This is a genomic window from Arthrobacter sp. Soil761, from assembly GCF_001428325.1.
Lineage (GTDB): Bacteria > Actinomycetota > Actinomycetes > Actinomycetales > Micrococcaceae > Arthrobacter.
The window spans coordinates 58,504-76,207 of the sequence record NZ_LMSF01000031.1; the positions used below are offsets into that span (position 1 = coordinate 58,504).

Sequence of the window (17,704 nt, forward strand, 5' to 3'; positions counted from 1 at the left end):
CACTCCAGCAAGCACACCAAGGCGCCCGGCAATGCCGGCCCTTTCGAAGAACAGGCGGACAAGCATAACCATGCAGGACCTTGGAACCATCAGCCCGAGCCTCGAGGAATTCCGGGAACTTGCCGGCCACAGCCGCGTCATTCCCGTCCGGCTCAAGGTCCTCGCCGACGCCGAAACCCCCATCGGGCTGTACCGGAAGCTGGCGCAGGGTCAGCCCGGCACCTTCCTGATGGAATCGGCAGCGGTGGGCGGAGCCTGGTCCCGGTACTCCTTCATCGGCGCCAAGTCCCGTGCCACCCTGACCACCAAGGACGGCCAGGCGCACTGGCTGGGCCAGCCGCCCGCGGGCGTGCCGGTCAGCGGCAGTCCGGTGGACGCCATCCGCGACACCGTGGAGGCGCTGCGCACCGACCGTTTCGAAGGGCTGCCGCCCTTTACCTCCGGGCTGGTGGGCTTCCTCGGCTGGGAAACCGTCCGGCACTGGGAACGGCTGGTCAGCCCGCCCGAGGATGACCTGCAGCTGCCGGAGATGGCCCTGAACCTGGTCACCGACATGGCCGTGCATGACAACGTGGACGGTACGGTCCTGCTCATCGCCAACGCCATCAACTTCGACAACAGTTCCGAACGCGTTGACGAGGCCTGGCACGACGCCGTGCGCCGGGTCAAGGAACTCCTGGCCAAAATCAGCACCCCGGTGGTGCAGCCGGTCTCCGTCCTGACGCCGGCGGCCCTGGACTTTGCCTCCAGCGTCCAGGAACGCTGGGACGAGGCTGAATACCTTGCGGCGCTGGACCGCGGCAAGGAAGCGATCGTGGACGGCGAGGTCTTCCAGGTGGTGATTTCGCGCCGGTTCGAGATGGAGTGCAAGGCGTCCGCGCTGGACGTCTACAGGGTTCTGCGCAACACCAACCCCAGCCCGTACATGTACATCTTCAGCCTGGCCGACGCCGAGGGCCGCGAGTACTCGATCGTCGGCTCCTCGCCCGAAGCCTTGGTCACGGTCACCGGCGAGGAAGTCATCACCCACCCCATCGCCGGCTCGCGTCCGCGCGGCAAGACGGTCGAGGCGGACAAGGCCCTGGCCGAGGAACTGCTCGCCGACCAAAAGGAACGTGCCGAACACCTGATGCTGGTGGACCTCTCCCGCAACGACCTCTCCAAGGTCTGCGTGGCGGGAACGGTGGACGTCACCCAGTTCATGGAGGTGGAGCGCTTCAGCCACATCATGCACCTGGTGTCCACCGTGGTGGGCCGCTTGGCTCCGCAGGCCAAAGCCTATGACGTGCTGAAGGCCACCTTCCCGGCCGGCACCCTCTCCGGCGCACCCAAGCCCCGTGCCCTGCGGCTGCTGGACGAGCTGGAACCGCACCGCCGCGGCATCTATGGCGGCGTGGTGGGCTACCTCGACTTCGCCGGCGACATGGATATGGCCATCGCCATCAGGTCCGCCCTGATCCGGGAAGGACGCGCCTACGTCCAGGCAGGGGGTGGCATCGTGGCAGACTCCGTGAACCCCACCGAGGCCCTGGAAACGGTCAACAAGGCCGCCGCTCCGTTGCGCGCCGTGCACACGGCCGGATCGCTGCACAACATTTCCGCGGAATCCCTTCCCGACGGGTCGGTTTCCTGATGCCGGACTCCGGCATGGCGGCAGGCCGCCCCGAAGAGGCGGCCAAGGCAGGACAGGCGGATACGGCGGCCAAGGCCGGCAAAGCCGGCAAAGCCGGCAAGGCCCGGGCCGTGCCGGTCTGGGCGCGCAAGTCCACCCTGGTCATGCTGATTACCCTCCTGGCGCTGGCCGCCTTCGGCACCACCACCCAGACCTGGATGACCGCCACCCTGGACCCCAACCAGGTGGGACAGGCCGGAGCCGCCCAAAGCACCATCCAGGTGCAGGGCAGCAAGGCCGCCACCACGGTGACGGCCCTGGCCCTGGTGGCCCTGGCAGGCGGGCTCGCAGCGGCCATCGCCGGCAGGATCGCCCGGTGGGTGATCACGGCCATCATCGTCCTTGCCTCCGCAGGCGTGGTGACGGCGGCGGCCACCGTCCTGGCCGATCCGCTCGCCGCGGCGCAAGGGTCCATTGCGGCAGCCACCGGCGTCTCCGGCAGCCAGGCGCACGTGGACGTTACCCCGTTCCCGCTGCTCGCCGTCGTCGCGGGCTGCCTTCTCGCCCTGTCAGCCCTGCTGATCCTGCCCGCCTCCCGTTACTGGAAGACGCGCACCAAATATGACGCGGCCGGAGCGGCAGCACCCACGGCCGCCGGCGCCACGGCGGTGGCCGGCCCCGTGGACGAGATCGACAGCTGGGACCGGCTTTCCCGGGGCGAGGACCCCACCTAAGACCGGCGGACGCCGGCGCCGGCAGGGGCGGCAGGCCCTGCAGTACGCGGGCGGCAGCCAAAAAATGGCAGAATGTAAGCAGTATCCATCCTGAGGAGATTTCCATGAGCAAAGCACCTGCGTCCGTTTCCAAGTCAGGCACCCGCACCGTTGCCCCCGGCGCCATTGACCACAGCCAGGAACTGGGCCACGGCAACAGCCCGGCCGCGTGGACCTGCGTCATCGTCATGCTCGTCGGCGCGCTCATCGCAGCCATCGCCTTCGTCATCGCCAGCACCCCCATCTTCATCGGCGGCGCCGTTGTCATGGTCGTCGGACTGATCCTCGGATACGTCATGCGCAAGGCAGGCTACGGCGTCGAAGGCAGCAAGCTGAAGAACTCCGGCCACTGATGGCGACTGTTCTCGACGACATCAACGCCGGTGTCAGGGAGGATATGGAGGCCAGGAAACGGCTCGTTTCCCTGGCTGAGCTGAAGGACCTGACCCAGGCCGCGGCACCTGCCCGTGACGCGTGGGCAGCCCTCGGCGGCACCTCCCCAACCAGGGAACAGCTGAAAGTCATTGCCGAAATCAAACGCCGCAGCCCCTCCAAGGGCGATCTCGCCAGCATCGGGGATCCGGCGTCGCTCGCCCGGCAGTACGCCGACGGCGGTGCCTCCGTCATCAGCGTCCTCACCGAACAGCGCCGCTTCAACGGGTCCCTGGCCGACCTCGACGCCGTGCGCGCCGCCGTCGACATCCCGCTGCTGCGGAAGGACTTCACGCTCGACGAGTACCAGATCTGGGAGGCCCGTGCGCACGGCGCCGACCTCATCCTGCTCATCGTGGCTGCCCTCTCGGACGCCCAGCTGGCCGAATTCAGCGGCCTCAGCCGGGACCTGGGCATGAACGTGCTCGTGGAGACCCACACGGAAGAGGAAATCGAGCGGGCCGTGGCCGCCAACGCGCGGATCATCGGCGTCAACGTGCGCAACCTCAAAACGCTCGACGTCGACCGTTCCGTCTTTGCCGCACTGGCGGGGCTGATTCCGGCCGAGGCCGTGGTGGTTGCCGAATCCGGCGTCCGCGACGCCGCCGACGTCACGCACTACGCCGGCAGCGGCGCCAACGCCATACTGGTGGGCGAGGCACTGGTAAGCCACGCCACGCCCCGGGAACGCATCGCAGAGTTCACTGCCGCAGGTGCCGCCGCCATCGCCGCCCGCGGCTGACGAAACGCACCAAACCGTCGTCCTGCGGGCCCGTGGCACGCCGGCCCGCAGGACAGCACACCATTCCGGCCGCCACCGCCGGAACAGCAACTTTTTGACCAACCACCACCGAACAGGACAGGACTGATGGCTGACGCACCCTCAGGAAACGCTGACAACAACACCGCGGAAGCATTCCTGCAGGGCGGATCCCTCCGCCACGCCCCGGGGCCGTACTTCGGCAACTACGGCGGGCGATGGATGCCCGAGTCCCTCATCGCCGCCCTGGACGAACTTGAAGAGACCTTCAACAAGGCCAAGGACGATCCCGACTTCCGTGCGCAGATCGCTGACCTGAACAAGAACTACTCCGGCCGGCCGTCCCTCCTGACCGAAGCCAAGCGGTTCTCCCAGCACGCCGGGGGAGTGCGCATCTTCCTCAAACGCGAAGACCTCAACCACACGGGTTCGCACAAGATCAACAACGTCCTTGGCCAGGCGCTGCTCGCCAAGCGCATGGGCAAGACGCGCGTCATCGCCGAGACCGGCGCAGGCCAGCACGGCGTGGCAAGCGCTACCGCTGCCGCCCTGATGGGCCTGGAGTGCGTGGTGTACATGGGCGCCGAGGACTGCCGCCGCCAGGCGCTTAACGTCGCCCGCATGGAACTCCTGGGCGCCAAGGTGATTCCCGTCACCAGCGGATCCCAGACCCTCAAGGACGCCATCAACGAGGCCCTCCGGGACTGGGTGGCCAACGTTGGCAACACCCACTACCTGTTGGGCACCGCTGCCGGAGCCCACCCGTTCCCGGCCATGGTCCGTTACTTCCACGAGGTCATCGGCGAGGAATCCCGCGCCCAGATCCTGGAGCAGGAGGGCCGCCTCCCGGACGCCGTCTGCGCCTGCATCGGCGGCGGCTCGAACGCCATCGGCATCTTCCACGGGTTCCTGGATGATCCCTCCGTGAAGATCTACGGTTTCGAGGCCGGCGGCGACGGCGTCGAAACCGGCCGGCACGCCGCCACCATCACCCTGGGCAAGCCCGGCGTGCTGCACGGCGCACGCTCCTACCTGATGCAGGACGACGACGGCCAGACGATCGAGTCGCACTCCATCTCCGCCGGCCTGGACTACCCCGGCGTGGGACCCGAGCACTCCTACCTGGCCGACATCGGACGGGTCAGCTACGAGCCCATCACGGACAGCGAAGCCATGGAGGCCTTCCGCCTCCTGTGCCGCACCGAGGGCATCATCCCCGCCATCGAGTCCTCGCACGCGCTGGCCGGAGCCATCAAGGTGGGACAGCGGCTTGCTGCCGAAGACCCGGCGGCCGCGGCCGAAAAGATCGTCATCGTCAACCTGTCCGGACGCGGAGACAAGGACGTGGCCACCGCCGCCGAATGGTTTGACCTGTTGGACAAGAATTCCGCCGAATCCGAGATCGGCAAAGAGGGGGAGCAGCTGTGAGCAGTGCAGAAATGGCCAACCGGGCAGAGATGACCAGCAAGTCGGCAGCAGCCATCGACAGGGCGCGCTCCCAGGGACGCTCCGCCCTCATCGGCTACCTCCCCGCCGGCTACCCCAGTGTGGAGGACACCATCGCCGCAGGCATTGCCCTGGCGGAAAACGGCGCGGACCTGATCGAGATCGGCATTCCCTACTCGGACCCCGTCATGGACGGCCAGGTCATCCAGGCCGCCACCACCGAGGCACTGGCCAAGGGCTTCCACGTCAGCCAGGTGTTCGACGTCGTGGCCGGCATCACCAGCAGGACCGACGCCGCCGTCCTGGTCATGACGTACTGGAACCCGGTGGTCCGGATGGGCGTGGATGAGTTCTCGCGCCGGCTGGCCGAAGCCGGGGGAGCCGGGCTGATCACCCCGGACCTGATTCCGGACGAGGCCGCCGAGTGGATGGAAGCCTCGGACAAGTACGGCCTGGACCGTGTGTTCCTCGTGGCGCCGTCCTCCACCGCGGAGCGCATGCAGCGGACCGTGGATGCCAGCCGTGGATTCGTGTACGCCGTCTCCATCATGGGCGTCACCGGTGCCCGCACCTCCGTCAGCACCGCAGCCAAGGACGTTGTGGCGGCGGCGCACGGCGCCGGCGCCGAGCGCGTCTGCGTCGGGCTGGGCGTCTCCACCGCGGACCAGGTCCGCGAAATCGCCGCCTACGCCGAAGGCGTCATCGTGGGCACCGCCCTGGTGGCGGCCCTCCGCGACGGGGGAGTGGATGCCGTCGCCGCCCTCACCAAGGACCTGAGCACCGGCCTGGCGCCTGAACCGGGCCCGGCGCAGGAAGCCGGGGCCTAGGACATGCAGCCACTCCTTCAGGCAGCCGCGCTGGTACCCACGATGGTGCCGGCCAGCATCCCCAGCCCGGACTGGTCCGGCTTCGACATTCCCCTGCCTTGGGGCAGCCTCCGGATCCACGCCTACGCGCTGTGCATCCTCGCGGGGATCGTCGCGGGGCTCTGGCTCACATCCGTCCGCTGGGCCAGGCGCGGCGCCCCTGAAGGCAGCGTCTGGGACATCGTCATCTGGGCCATCCCCTTCGGCATCATCGGAGGCCGGCTCTACCACGTGGTGTCATCACCGGACGCTTACTTCGGCCCGGGGTTCGACGGCACCGGAGACCTCTCGCTGATCCCGCAGATCCAGCGCGGCGGGCTGGGAATCTGGGGCGCCGTGGTCCTTGGGGCCCTTGGCGCCTGGATCGGCTGCCGCCGCAGCGGAGTGAAGCTGAGCGCATTCGCCGACGCAGCGGCCCCGGGCCTGCTCCTGGCCCAGGCCATAGGCCGGTGGGGCAACTACTTCAACCAGGAACTTTTCGGCGGTCCCACCACGCTGCCGTGGGGCCTGCAGGTGGACGCCGACAACCCCAACTTCCCCGCCGGCATGCCCGCGGACACCCTCTTCCACCCCACGTTCCTCTACGAGTCCCTGTGGAACCTGGCCGGCGTCCTGATCCTGCTGGCCCTGGACCGGCGCTTCAACTTCCGCCGGAGCCGGCTTTTCTGGCTGTACGCCATGTACTACACCCTGGGCCGGGTCTGGATCGAGGCAATGCGCATCGACGACGCCGAACAGATCACCATCTTCGGCATCACCACCAGGCTCAACGTGTGGACCAGCATCTTCGTGTTCCTGGCGGCCCTGGTCGCCTTCATCCTGTTGGGCCTCAAAAGCCGGACGGACCCGGACACCGTGTACCTTCCGGGGCACGGAGCGGAGAAAACCGTGGAACCGGGAACCGATTCCGTGGCCAGTCATGAAGTCCGTGATCCGGACGATGTTGTCTCAGATAGTGATTCGCGTGGTAATCTCCCTGATAACCACAGCGGTTCCAGGCATGCTTCCGACCCCACGGAAGAAGCCGCGGCGGCACCGGCGGGCTCAAAGCCCGGAACGGATGCAACGGCTGCCGGACACTCCGGCAGCACAGCCACAGGACCCGCACCGGAGGCCGGCACCGGCAAGTAGGGCGCCGGCCAGGCAGGGCAGCAGAGCCACCGCTCGAAGCGCCCGAAAACCACAATGTCGTGGCATGGGGCACCGTCCGCCCAGCATGGATTTGCTGGCTGATGATGCCTCGGGCAGGGGCCTGCGTAACCGTTAGTTCAGCAGGCTGCGCTGACCTACAATTTCCAGTAATCAACACTTTGTTGTGCCCACCGCAGCGGCGCCGACGAGTGGGGCCAACGGTGTCCCTTCCATACGCACGATCAGGAGGAAGGACGTCTCCCATGACCCAAACTCTTCACACTCCCAGCTGGTCCGAACCGGACCAGCCTGAGACTGCAATGTCGCCGTTCAAGCGCTTCGCAGCCATGCCGGAGGCCGCCGGGCTCTACAACCCGGAACAGGAGAAGGACGCCTGCGGACTCGCGATCATCGCGACCCTGCGCGGCGAACCCGGGTATGACATTGTCGACGCCGCCCTGACCGCCCTGCGCAACCTGGAGCACCGCGGTGCCGTGGGTGCTGACGAGGGCACGGGCGACGGCGCGGGCCTGCTCATGCAGATCCCCGACGAGTTCTTCCGTGCGGTCACCGAGTTCGAGCTGCCCGCACCGGGCCAGTACGTCGCCGGTACCGCGTTCCTGCCTGCCGAGCAGCGCGAGGCCGACGCCGCCAAGGCAGGTATCGAGGGCCTGGCCGCCGATGAGGGCCTGAAGGTCCTCGGCTGGCGTGAAGTGCCGGTGGTCGCCGACCTCGTGGGCGCCATGGCCCGCGCCTGCATGCCCTACTTCTCCCAGCCCTTCCTGGCATCCGCCAACGGCGAGGAACTGGACCGCAACGAGCTCGACTCGCGCGCCTGGCGCATCCGCAAGCGTGCCCAGAACAAGTTCGGCGTGTACTTCCCCTCGCTGTCCTCGCGCACCATCGTCTATAAGGGCATGCTCACCACCGCCCAGCTGGAGCCGTTCTACCCGGACCTTTCGGACAAGCGGTTCAAGACCAAGCTGGCGATCGTGCACTCACGCTTCTCCACGAACACCTTCCCGTCCTGGCCGCTCGCCCAGCCGTTCCGGACCATTGCCCACAACGGTGAGATCAACACCGTCAAGGGCAACCGGAACTGGATGCGCGCCCGCCAGTCCCAGCTCGCCAACCCGCTGCTGGGCGACTCGCCGGAAGAGCTGTACCCCATCTGCACCCCCGGCGCCTCCGACTCCGCCTCGTTCGACGAGGTAGCGGAGCTGCTGTGGCTGTCCGGCCGGCCCATCACGCACTCGATCATGATGATGATCCCCGAGGCCTGGGAAAACCACGCCACCATGGATCCGGCCCGTCGCGCCTTCTACGAGTACCACTCCCTGCTGATGGAACCGTGGGACGGCCCCGCCGCCGTGTCCTTTACCGACGGCAACCTGGTGGGCGCAACCCTTGACCGCAACGGCCTGCGCCCCGGACGCTTCTGGATCACCGAAGACGGCCTGATCGTCTTCGCCTCCGAGGTGGGCGTGATCGACGTCGAACCCTCCAAGGTGGTCAAGAAGGGCCGCGTGTCCCCGGGCAAGATGTTCCTGGTGGACACCGAGGCCGGCCGCATCATCGATGACGAAGAGGTCAAAGCCGAAGTTGCCGCGGCCAACCCGTGGGCGGAGTGGGTCAAGGACAACCTGATCGACCTCAACGACCTGCCCGAGCGTGAGCACGTGGTGCACACTGCCGCGTCCGTGAACATCCGCCAGCGCACCTTCGGCTACACCACCGAGGAACTGAAGATCCTGCTCGGCCCGATGGCCCGCACCGGCGCCGAGCCGCTGGGCGCCATGGGTTCCGACACCCCCGTGGCCGTGCTGTCCAAGCGCCCCCGCCTGCTCTTCGACTACTTCGTGCAGTCCTTCGCGCAGGTCACCAACCCGCCGCTGGACGCCATCCGCGAGGAACTGGTCACGTCCCTGACCTGCGCCATCGGACCCAACGGCAACCTGCTGGACACCAAGCAGGTCCGCCAGCCCCAGGTCCAGCTGCCCTTCCCGGTGATCAACAACGACCAGCTCGCCAAGATCGCCAACATCGAGGACGCCGACGGCAACCGCGTGGCCATGAAGGTCCGCGGCCTGTACCGGCCCGAAGGCGGCGAGAACGCGCTCCGCGCCCGGCTCACCGAGATCTGCGAGCAGGTCTCCGGTGCCATCAACCGCGGCGTGCAGTACATCGTGCTGTCCGACCGTGACTCCAACGCCCAGTGGGCACCCATCCCGTCGCTGCTGCTGGTCAGCGCCGTGCACCACCACCTGCTGCGCAGCGCCAACCGCACCAAGACTGCCCTGGTGGTCGAGGCCGGCGATGTCCGCGAGACGCACCACGTGGCCGTGCTCATTGGTTACGGCGCGTCCGCCGTCAACCCGTACCTGGCGATGGAATCCGTGGAGCAGCTGATCGCTGCCGGCGACGTCACCGGTGTGACCCCGCAGGACGGCGTCTACAACCTGATCAAGGGCCTGGGCAAGGGCGTCCTGAAGATCATGTCCAAGATGGGCATCTCCACCGTGGCGTCCTACACCGGCGCCCAGACCTTCGAAGCCCTTGGCCTGGGCCAGGACCTGGTGGACGAGTTCTTTGCCGGCACGCACTCCCAGCTGGGCGGCGTGGGCCTGGACGTGATCGCGGCCGAAGTGTCCGCACGCCACCAGATGGCCTACCCCGAGGGCGGCATCGAGCAGCCGCACCGCCCCCTGCTGGGCGGCGGCGAGTACCAGTGGCGCCGTGACGGCGAACCGCACCTGTTCAACCCGGAGACCGTGTTCCGGCTGCAGCACGCCACGCGTGAGCGCCGCTACGACATCTTCAAGGCCTACACCAAGGGCGTGGACGACCAGTCCACCAACCTGATGACCCTCCGCGGCCTGCTCAAGTTCAAGAACGACCGGCCGTCCGTGCCCCTTGAGGAAGTGGAGCCGGTCTCCAGCATCGTTAAGCGGTTCTCCACGGGAGCGATGAGCTACGGCTCCATCTCGCAGGAGGCCCACGAGACGCTGGCCATCGCCATGAACCAGCTGGGCGGCAAGTCCAACACCGGTGAAGGCGGCGAGGACGTGGATCGCCTGCTCGATCCCAAGCGCCGCTCTGCGGTCAAGCAGATCGCGTCCGGCCGTTTCGGCGTGACCAGCCTCTACCTGACCAACGCGGACGACATCCAGATCAAGATGGCCCAGGGTGCCAAGCCCGGCGAAGGCGGCCAGCTGATGGCGCAGAAGGTCTACCCCTGGGTGGCCCGGACACGGCACTCAACCCCCGGCGTGGGGCTGATCTCCCCGCCTCCGCACCACGACATCTACTCGATCGAGGACCTCGCGCAGCTCATCTACGATGCCAAGCGCGCCAACCCCTCGGCGAGGGTCCACGTGAAGCTGGTCTCGGAAGTCGGGATCGGCACCGTGGCGTCCGGCGTGACCAAGGCCAAGGCCGACGTCGTACTCGTTTCCGGGCACGACGGCGGTACCGGCGCCTCACCGCTGAACTCGCTCAAGCACGCCGGTGTCCCGTGGGAGCTCGGCCTGGCCGAAACCCAGCAGACGCTGATGCTCAACGGACTGCGCGACCGCGTGGTGGTGCAGGTGGATGGCCAGCTCAAGACCGGCCGCGACGTTGTGATCGCCGCGCTGCTGGGCGGCGAGGAGTTCGGCTTCGCCACCGCTCCGCTGGTGGTGGAAGGCTGCATCATGATGCGCGTCTGCCACCTGGACACCTGCCCCGTGGGTGTGGCCACGCAGAACCCCGAGCTGCGCGCCCGCTTCAGCGGCAAGCCGGAGTTCGTGGTCAACTTCTTCGAGTTCCTTGCCGAGGAAGTCCGCGAGATCCTGGCGGAGCTTGGCTTCCGCAGCCTCGAGGAGGCCATTGGCCACGCAGAGGTCCTGGACGCCCGCGAGGCGATCGACCACTGGAAGGCCGACGGCCTGGACCTGGACCCGATCCTGCACGGCCTGGAGTTCGACGACGACGCGCCGCTGCGCAACATGACCGGCCAGAACCATGAGCTGGACAAGCACTTCGACCAGCGGCTGATCACCATGGCCACGGAAGCGCTGACGGACCGCAGCCCGGTGAAGATCACCGTTGACGTCATCAACACCGACCGTTCGGTGGGCACCATGCTGGGCCACGTGGTCACCAAGACCTTCGGCACGGATGTGCTGGCCACGGACACGATCGACATCACGCTGAACGGCACCGCCGGCCAGTCGTTGGGTGCCTTCCTGCCTGCCGGCATCACCCTGCGGCTCTACGGCGACTCCAACGACTACGTGGGCAAGGGCCTCTCCGGCGGCCGGATCGTCGTCCGCCCGGACCGTACCAACGTGTTCAAGGCGGAGACCAACGTCATCGCCGGCAACGTCATCGGCTACGGCGCCACCAGCGGCGAGATGTTCCTGCGCGGCCAGGTGGGCGAACGCTTCCTGGTCCGCAACTCCGGTGCCACCGCCGTCGTCGAAGGCATTGGCGACCATGGCTGCGAGTACATGACCGGCGGCCAGACGCTGATCATCGGGCGCACCGGCCGCAACTTCGGTGCCGGCATGTCCGGCGGAACCGCCTACGTCCTGGACCTGGACACTGCCAAGGTCAACAAGGACGCCCTGCAGTCCGGCGAACTCCAGCTCCGCGAGCTGGACGCCGAAGACCGCGACATCGTCCACGGCCTGCTGGTCAAGCATGTGGAAGAAACTGACTCCCAGCTGGCGGCGCGTCTCCTCGAGAACTTCGATGACACCGCTGCCCGCATTACCAAGGTGCTGCCGCGCGACTACGCGGCTGTGCTGCAAACCCGTCTCGACGCCATCGAAGAGGGCCTTGACCCCGACGGCGAAGAAGTATGGTCTCGAATCCTGGAGGTGACCGGTGGCTGATCCACGCGGATTTCTGAAAGTACGCCAGCGTGAAACCCAGCCACGCCGTCCTGTTCCCGTCCGCATCATGGACTGGAAAGAGGTCTATGAGGCGCAGGAAAAAGGCACGCTGAAGGCCCAGGCCGGACGCTGCATGGACTGCGGCGTCCCGTTCTGCCACCAGGGCTGCCCGCTGGGCAACCTCATTCCCGAGTGGAACGACCTCATGTGGCGGGACAAGGGTGAGGAAGCGATCGAGCGCCTGCACGCCACGAACAACTTCCCCGAGTTCACCGGACGGCTCTGCCCGGCGCCGTGCGAGGCGTCCTGCGTGCTGGGAATCAACCAGCCCGCGGTCACCATCAAGCAGGTGGAAGTCTCGATCATCGACGAGGCCTGGGACAACGGCTGGGTCAACCCGCTGCCGCCCGCACGCCTGACCGGCAAGACCGTTGCGGTGGTTGGCTCCGGCCCGGCAGGACTCGCCGTCGCCCAGCAGCTCACCCGCGTGGGCCACACGGTTGCCGTCTATGAGCGGGACGACAAGATCGGCGGCCTGCTCCGCTACGGCATCCCCGACTTCAAGATGGAAAAGGAGCAGGTGGACCGCCGCGTCGAGCAGATGAAGGCCGAGGGCACCCGCTTCCGTACCGGCGTCTCCGTGGGGACCGACGTCACCTGGGAGCAGCTGCGCAGGCGCTACGACGCCGTCGTGGTCTGCACCGGCGCCACCGTTCCGCGTGACCTGCCCATCCCGGGCCGCGACCTGGACGGCATCCACTTCGCCATGGACTACCTGGTGCCGGCCAACCGTGCAGTCGCCGGGGAAACCATCGAGAACCAGATCAACGCCCACGGCAAGCATGTTGTCATCCTGGGTGGCGGCGACACCGGTGCTGACTGCCTGGGGACCGCGCACCGGCACGGCGCCGCCTCGGTGACCACCCTGGCGATTGGCAAGCAGCCGCCGTCGGAGCGTGCCAGCCACCAGCCGTGGCCGACGTTCCCCACCCTGTTCGAGGTGGCCAGCGCGCACGAGGAAGGCGGCGAACGCACCTACCTCGCGTCCACGGTCGAGTTCGTTGGCGAGAACGGCAAGCTGACCGGCGTGAAGGTGGCGGAGACCGAGTTCGTTGACGGCAAGCGCCTCCCCAAGGCCGGCACCGAGCGGATCATCCCGGCGGACCTGGTGTTCCTGTCCCTCGGCTTCACCGGTGCCGAGCCTGCCGGCATCACCGAACAGGTGCACGCCGAATTCGACGGCCGCGGCAACGTGGCCCGCGACGGCTACTACATGACCAACACCGAGGGCGTGTTTGTTGCCGGTGACGCCGGCCGCGGGCAGTCCCTGATCGTGTGGGCCATCGCCGAGGGACGTGCCGCCGCTGCCGCAGTTGACAAGTACCTGATGGGAAGCACGATCCTTCCCGCTCCCGTAGCACCGACGGACCGGGCCATCGCCGTCCTCTAGCCGCCGTCCTCTGGCCGCAGTCCCGCAGGATGCATCGAGGGTTCACCTCGCAGACAACTTAACCAATGCAAGAGACCAATAGGGTAGGTATATGAGACGCGCAAAAATTGTGGCTACGTTTGGCCCGGCAATTGCCAGCTACGAAAACACCCTCGCGGTGCTGGAAGCCGGCGTTGACGTCGCCCGCATGAACATGAGCCACGGCGACTACTCCGTGCATGACAACACCTACGAGAACGTCCGCAAGGCAGCATCCGACCTTGGCAAGGCCGTGGCCATCATGGCCGACCTGCAGGGCCCCAAGATCCGCCTGGGCCGTTTCGTCGACGGTCCGCACGCCCTGGCCGTGGGTGACGTCTTCACCATCACCACCGAAGACGTTCCCGGTACCCGGGAGATCTGCTCCACCACGCTGAAGAGCCTCACCGAGGACGTCAAGGTGGGCGATGCCCTGCTGATCGACGACGGCAAGGTGGCCCTGCGTGCCACGGCGGTGGACGACGTCAAGGTGGTCACCGAGGTGACCGTTGGCGGCATGGTGTCCAACAACAAGGGCATCAACCTTCCCGGCGTGGCCGTGAACGTGCCCGCGCTGAGCGAGAAGGACGAGGACGATCTCCGCTGGGCGCTGCGCCGCGGCGTTGACCTGGTGGCGCTGTCGTTCGTGCGTGACGCTACGGACATCGCCCGCGTCCACGAGATCATGGACGAGGAAGGCCGCCGCGTACCGGTCATCGCCAAGATCGAAAAGCCGCAGGCCGTTGAGCAGCTGCCCGAGATCATCGACGCCTTCGACGCCATCATGGTGGCCCGTGGCGACCTGGGCGTGGAGCTTCCGCTGGAGGAAGTGCCGATCGTGCAGAAGCGCGCCATTGAACTGGCACGCCGCTGGGCCAAGCCGGTCATCGTGGCCACCCAGGTCCTTGAGTCCATGATCGACAACCCGCGCCCCACCCGTGCAGAGGCTTCCGACTGCGCCAACGCCGTCCTGGACGGTGCTGACGCTGTCATGCTGTCCGGTGAGACCAGCGTGGGCAAGTACCCGATCGAGACGGTCAAGACCATGGCCCGGATCATCGAATCCACCGAGGTCCACGGCCTGGAGCGCGTCCCCCCGCTGGGGACCAAGCCCAGGACCCGTGGTGGCGCCATCACCCGTGCCGCCGTCGAAATCGCCGACCAGCTGGACGCCAAGTACATCTGTGCGTTCACCCAGTCCGGTGACTCGGCCCGCCGGCTCTCCCGCCTGCGTCCCATCAAGCCGGTCTTCGCGTTCACCCCGGTGGAGCAGGTCTGGAACCAGATGGCGCTGACCTGGGGCATCCAGCCGGTGCTTGTCCAGATGGTTGACCACACCGACGCCATGACGGCCCAGGTGGACCGCAGCCTTGAGGAAATGGGACTTGTGGAAGACGGTGACCTGGTGGTCATCGCCGCCGGTTCGCCTCCCGGAAAGGCGGGTTCCACCAACTCGCTGAAGGTGCACAAGGTGGGCGACCTCGCCGACTCCACGCGCGCCGGAGACGTCGCCAGCAACAAGGAAAAGCTCGGCCCGTGGCCGGAAAAGAAGAAGAAGGCCCAGGCCTAGTCTTCAGACACAGCAAAGGACCCCTGCCGGTTGGCAGGGGTCCTTTGCTGTGGTGCTGTGCGCGTTAGGGTACTTTACGCGAAGGGCCGGGCCGCCGTCGGAAACTCTTCGGGCCCGGCCCGCGCGTTAGTTGACCTGGTTGATGATGGTCTCTGCAACCTCGCGCATGCTAAGGCGGCGGTCCATCGAGGTCTTCTGGATCCAGCGGAAGGCTTCGGGTTCGGTCAGGCCCATCTTGGTGGTCAGCAGGCTCTTGGCGCGTTCCACGAGCTTGCGGGTGGCGAACTGCTCCTGCAGGTCGGACACCTCGCTCTCGAGGGCCTTGATTTCCTCGTGCCGGGAGAGTGCGATCTCCAGCGCCGGGATGAGGTCCGCGGGGGTGAAGGGCTTGACGACGTAGGCCATGGCGCCGGCGTCGCGGGCACGCTCCACCAGTTCCTTCTGGCTGAAGGCGGTCAGCAGCACCACGGGGGCGATGCGGGCCTTGACGATTTTTTCGGCCGCAGAAATGCCGTCCATGACGGGCATCTTGACGTCCATGAGGACCAGGTCCGGCTTGAGTTCCTCGGCGAGCTGGACGGCCTTCTCGCCATTGTCTGCCTCACCCACGACGTCGTAACCTTCGCCGCGCAGGATCTCGATGATGTCGAGGCGGATGAGGGTTTCATCCTCTGCCACAATGACGCGGCGCGCCGGCTGGGACGTGGGCTTGGACTCCGTCTGTTCAGTCACGGGATCTCCTTGAAAAGGTACGGCGGGACATCACTATCTTAGGTGCCACCGCTGCTGTACTTGGTTTGCAGGGTTTGTTTGCGGCGACGGCGGCGCGATTCTGGAATTCAGCCTATCTGCATGTAGAGTAATTCCGCGTACGTGAAGCGATCGCGTTGCTCACAGTCAGCTGTGAGCGTACTTTGGCTCCGCGTAATCCGCGCCCGAGTGGCGGAATTGGCAGACGCGCCGCACTCAAAATGCGGTATCGAAAGGTGTGTGGGTTCGAGTCCCACCTCGGGCACAGTGTTTCCGCAGGTCAAGCGGCACTTACCACTTTGTGTGTTGACAAAAACCCCCAAAGTGTTGACAGCGGCGTACCGTTTTTGATGTGGCAAGCATTCGTAAACGCACCAAAAGGGACGGCACATCGTCCTACATGGTGTTGTGGCGGGACCCGAAGAGCCGCGAGCAGCAGGGCCTGACAGTTGCCACGATCGTCGAAGCCGAGACCCTGAAGAGGCTTCTGGACGCAAATGGCCAGTCCTTCGAGATCGCCCAGCATGCCATTCTGTCGAATGAGAAACGCACGCCTACTGTGGCCGAAGTCATCCAGGAGCACATCGACCTGTTGATCCGGCCATCCAGCGGAACCACGAAGACGTACCAGACCATGCTGGACCTTCATATCCGGAACGTCATCGGCCATGTACCGGTGGACAAGCTGGATTACCGTCTGATCGCACACTGGGTGAAGTCGATGATGGCCAAGGGCAAGGCGCCGAAGACCATCCATAACGTGCACGGCCTGATTTCGGCAGCCATGAATACCGCGGAGATGCTCGGCTACATCACGCGGAACCCCTGCCGCGGCGTGCAGCTTCCCGGAATTGAGAAAGCCGAGGACGAGGCAATGTTCCTGACCCATGGCGAGTTCAGCCTCATCATGGAGGGCATGGGGGAGCGGTACAAGGCTTTCACCAACTTCCTTGTCATGACCGGTACCCGCTTTGGAGAGGCCACCGCCCTAACTGTCGCTGACGTCGACCTGCTCTCGAAACCGCCTACGGCCCGGATCAACAAGGCCTGGAAACGGGACGGCCAGAACCAGTTTTACATTGGGGCGACGAAGACAGGTGCCGGTAAACGGACCATCGGGCTGAACCCCGCGCTTGTGGAATTGCTGATCCCGTTGGTGGCGAGCAGGCCCGGGAAGGAACTTGTGTTCACGACGCCCAAGGGCGAGCGCATCATCCACAAGCTCTACTGGCACCACTACTGGGTGCCTGCCGTTCGCACCGCCCAGGCAATTGGCCTGACCAAGAACCCCCGCATCCACGACCTCCGCCACACTCACGCGTCCTGGCTGATCCAGGACGGGGTGCCCTTGTTCACCATCTCGCGCCGGCTCGGACACGCCTCTACACGGACCACAGAGCAGGTGTATGGGCACTTGATGCCGGAGGCGCTTCAGGCTGGTGCTGACGCGACTGAGCGGTCGATAACGGCTTTCCTGCGGTGATGGTCATGCTACGCATGGCGGAATGTCTGTTCCCGGGTTCGCCTGCCGATGTGCAGCGTCGGTCATGTCGGCCGGTCTCCAAGCCATCATGAAGGTGGAAAGCAACGCCTTCTTTTTGGAGATCCCGTGGAGATCGAATTCTTTGAACCCGCAGAAGCTGCCGCGCTGATGCGCTGCACCGAATCATGGCTCCGCGACGGCGCCACCAGCGGACGCTTCCCCCACGCATGCTGGGGAAAGGGAAAAATCATTTTCACTTCCGAGCACATTCTGGAAATCGCAAAGTTGAGTGAGATCCTTCCCGGCAGCACTGGTTCCTCGCGCTCCGGTAGTGGGCCCGTGATCAAGGAAAGGCTCATCGGTACTCGGTCCAAAATCAGACTGACTGCGGCGCATTGAGTAAGCGCGGCGCTCCCCTAAGGGCCATGGTTTGAAAAGTTGGGCCAACCAGTGGCACCCGAAGCCGACTTCCGAAGAGTCCTATGGGCGCTGTGTGGCAGGCACCACGGACTTCGTTACCTGCGGCAGCTGGTGGT

13 protein-coding genes and 1 tRNA gene are annotated in these 17,704 nt (G+C 66.2%); 13 read left to right on the forward strand and 1 reads right to left on the reverse strand.

Annotated features, from left to right (window positions below):
• Positions 1-70 precede the first annotated feature (70 nt).
• The 10 genes from ASG79_RS20615 (at position 71) to pyk (ending at position 14,935) form a co-directional block, all read left to right on the forward strand.
• Positions 71-1,633 carry an anthranilate synthase component I gene (locus tag ASG79_RS20615; protein WP_018770782.1) on the forward strand — a complete coding sequence of 521 codons (1,563 nt, stop codon included), beginning with the start codon at positions 71-73 and terminating at the stop codon, positions 1,631-1,633.
• On the forward strand, positions 1,633-2,346 hold the full coding sequence (locus ASG79_RS20620) for a Trp biosynthesis-associated membrane protein (protein WP_200953205.1): 714 nt from the start codon (positions 1,633-1,635) through the stop codon (positions 2,344-2,346). Before ASG79_RS20615 ends, ASG79_RS20620 begins: the two co-directional genes overlap by 1 nt.
• A 104-nt stretch (positions 2,347-2,450) precedes the next feature.
• Positions 2,451-2,738 carry an HGxxPAAW family protein gene (locus tag ASG79_RS20625; RefSeq protein ID WP_018770784.1) on the forward strand — a complete coding sequence of 96 codons (288 nt, stop codon included), beginning with the start codon at positions 2,451-2,453 and terminating at the stop codon, positions 2,736-2,738.
• Positions 2,738-3,559: an indole-3-glycerol phosphate synthase TrpC gene (gene trpC / locus ASG79_RS20630; RefSeq protein ID WP_056393669.1), complete on the forward strand. Its 822-nt coding sequence runs from the start codon at positions 2,738-2,740 to the stop codon at positions 3,557-3,559. The genes ASG79_RS20625 and trpC overlap by 1 nt, the downstream gene beginning before the upstream one ends.
• A gap of 126 nt (positions 3,560-3,685) precedes the next feature.
• Positions 3,686-5,005 carry a tryptophan synthase subunit beta gene (gene trpB, locus ASG79_RS20635; RefSeq protein WP_056393671.1) on the forward strand — a complete coding sequence of 440 codons (1,320 nt, stop codon included), beginning with the start codon at positions 3,686-3,688 and terminating at the stop codon, positions 5,003-5,005.
• 11 nt (positions 5,006-5,016) lie between these two features.
• Positions 5,017-5,850 (forward strand): tryptophan synthase subunit alpha, encoded by an 834-nt coding sequence (gene trpA / locus ASG79_RS20640; protein WP_056393673.1) that lies wholly within the window; start codon positions 5,017-5,019, stop codon positions 5,848-5,850.
• A 3-nt stretch (positions 5,851-5,853) separates the two neighbouring features.
• Positions 5,854-7,020, forward strand: coding sequence for a prolipoprotein diacylglyceryl transferase (gene lgt, locus ASG79_RS20645; RefSeq protein ID WP_056393675.1), 1,167 nt, complete (start codon positions 5,854-5,856; stop codon positions 7,018-7,020).
• 263 nt (positions 7,021-7,283) lie between these two features.
• Positions 7,284-11,897, forward strand: coding sequence for a glutamate synthase large subunit (gene gltB / locus ASG79_RS20650; protein ID WP_056393676.1), 4,614 nt, complete (start codon positions 7,284-7,286; stop codon positions 11,895-11,897).
• The gene (locus ASG79_RS20655; protein ID WP_056393678.1) at positions 11,890-13,347 is read left to right on the forward strand and encodes a glutamate synthase subunit beta; all 1,458 of its coding nucleotides are present in this window, start codon (positions 11,890-11,892) and stop codon (positions 13,345-13,347) included. Before gltB ends, ASG79_RS20655 begins: the two co-directional genes overlap by 8 nt.
• Before the next feature lie 91 nt (positions 13,348-13,438).
• Entirely contained in the window at positions 13,439-14,935 is a 1,497-nt protein-coding gene (pyk, locus tag ASG79_RS20660) for a pyruvate kinase (RefSeq protein ID WP_043425225.1), read from the forward strand.
• A gap of 126 nt (positions 14,936-15,061) precedes the next feature.
• Here pyk and ASG79_RS20665 read toward each other — a convergent pair whose 3' ends face one another.
• Complete coding sequence (locus tag ASG79_RS20665) at positions 15,062-15,667, reverse strand: ANTAR domain-containing response regulator (protein ID WP_009358190.1); 606 nt, start codon at positions 15,665-15,667, stop codon at positions 15,062-15,064.
• A gap of 201 nt (positions 15,668-15,868) precedes the next feature.
• Between ASG79_RS20665 and ASG79_RS20670 the strand changes: the two genes are divergently transcribed.
• The 3 genes from ASG79_RS20670 (at position 15,869) to ASG79_RS20680 (ending at position 17,567) form a co-directional block, all read left to right on the forward strand.
• Positions 15,869-15,950: transfer RNA gene (locus tag ASG79_RS20670), tRNA-Leu, on the forward strand.
• 87 nt (positions 15,951-16,037) lie between these two features.
• Entirely contained in the window at positions 16,038-17,168 is a 1,131-nt protein-coding gene (locus tag ASG79_RS20675; protein WP_056393680.1) for a tyrosine-type recombinase/integrase, read from the forward strand.
• Positions 17,169-17,294: 126 nt separating this feature from the next.
• A complete protein-coding gene (locus ASG79_RS20680) occupies positions 17,295-17,567 on the forward strand; it encodes a hypothetical protein (protein ID WP_056393682.1) in 273 nt (90 codons plus the stop codon).
• Positions 17,568-17,704: the final 137 nt, after the last annotated feature.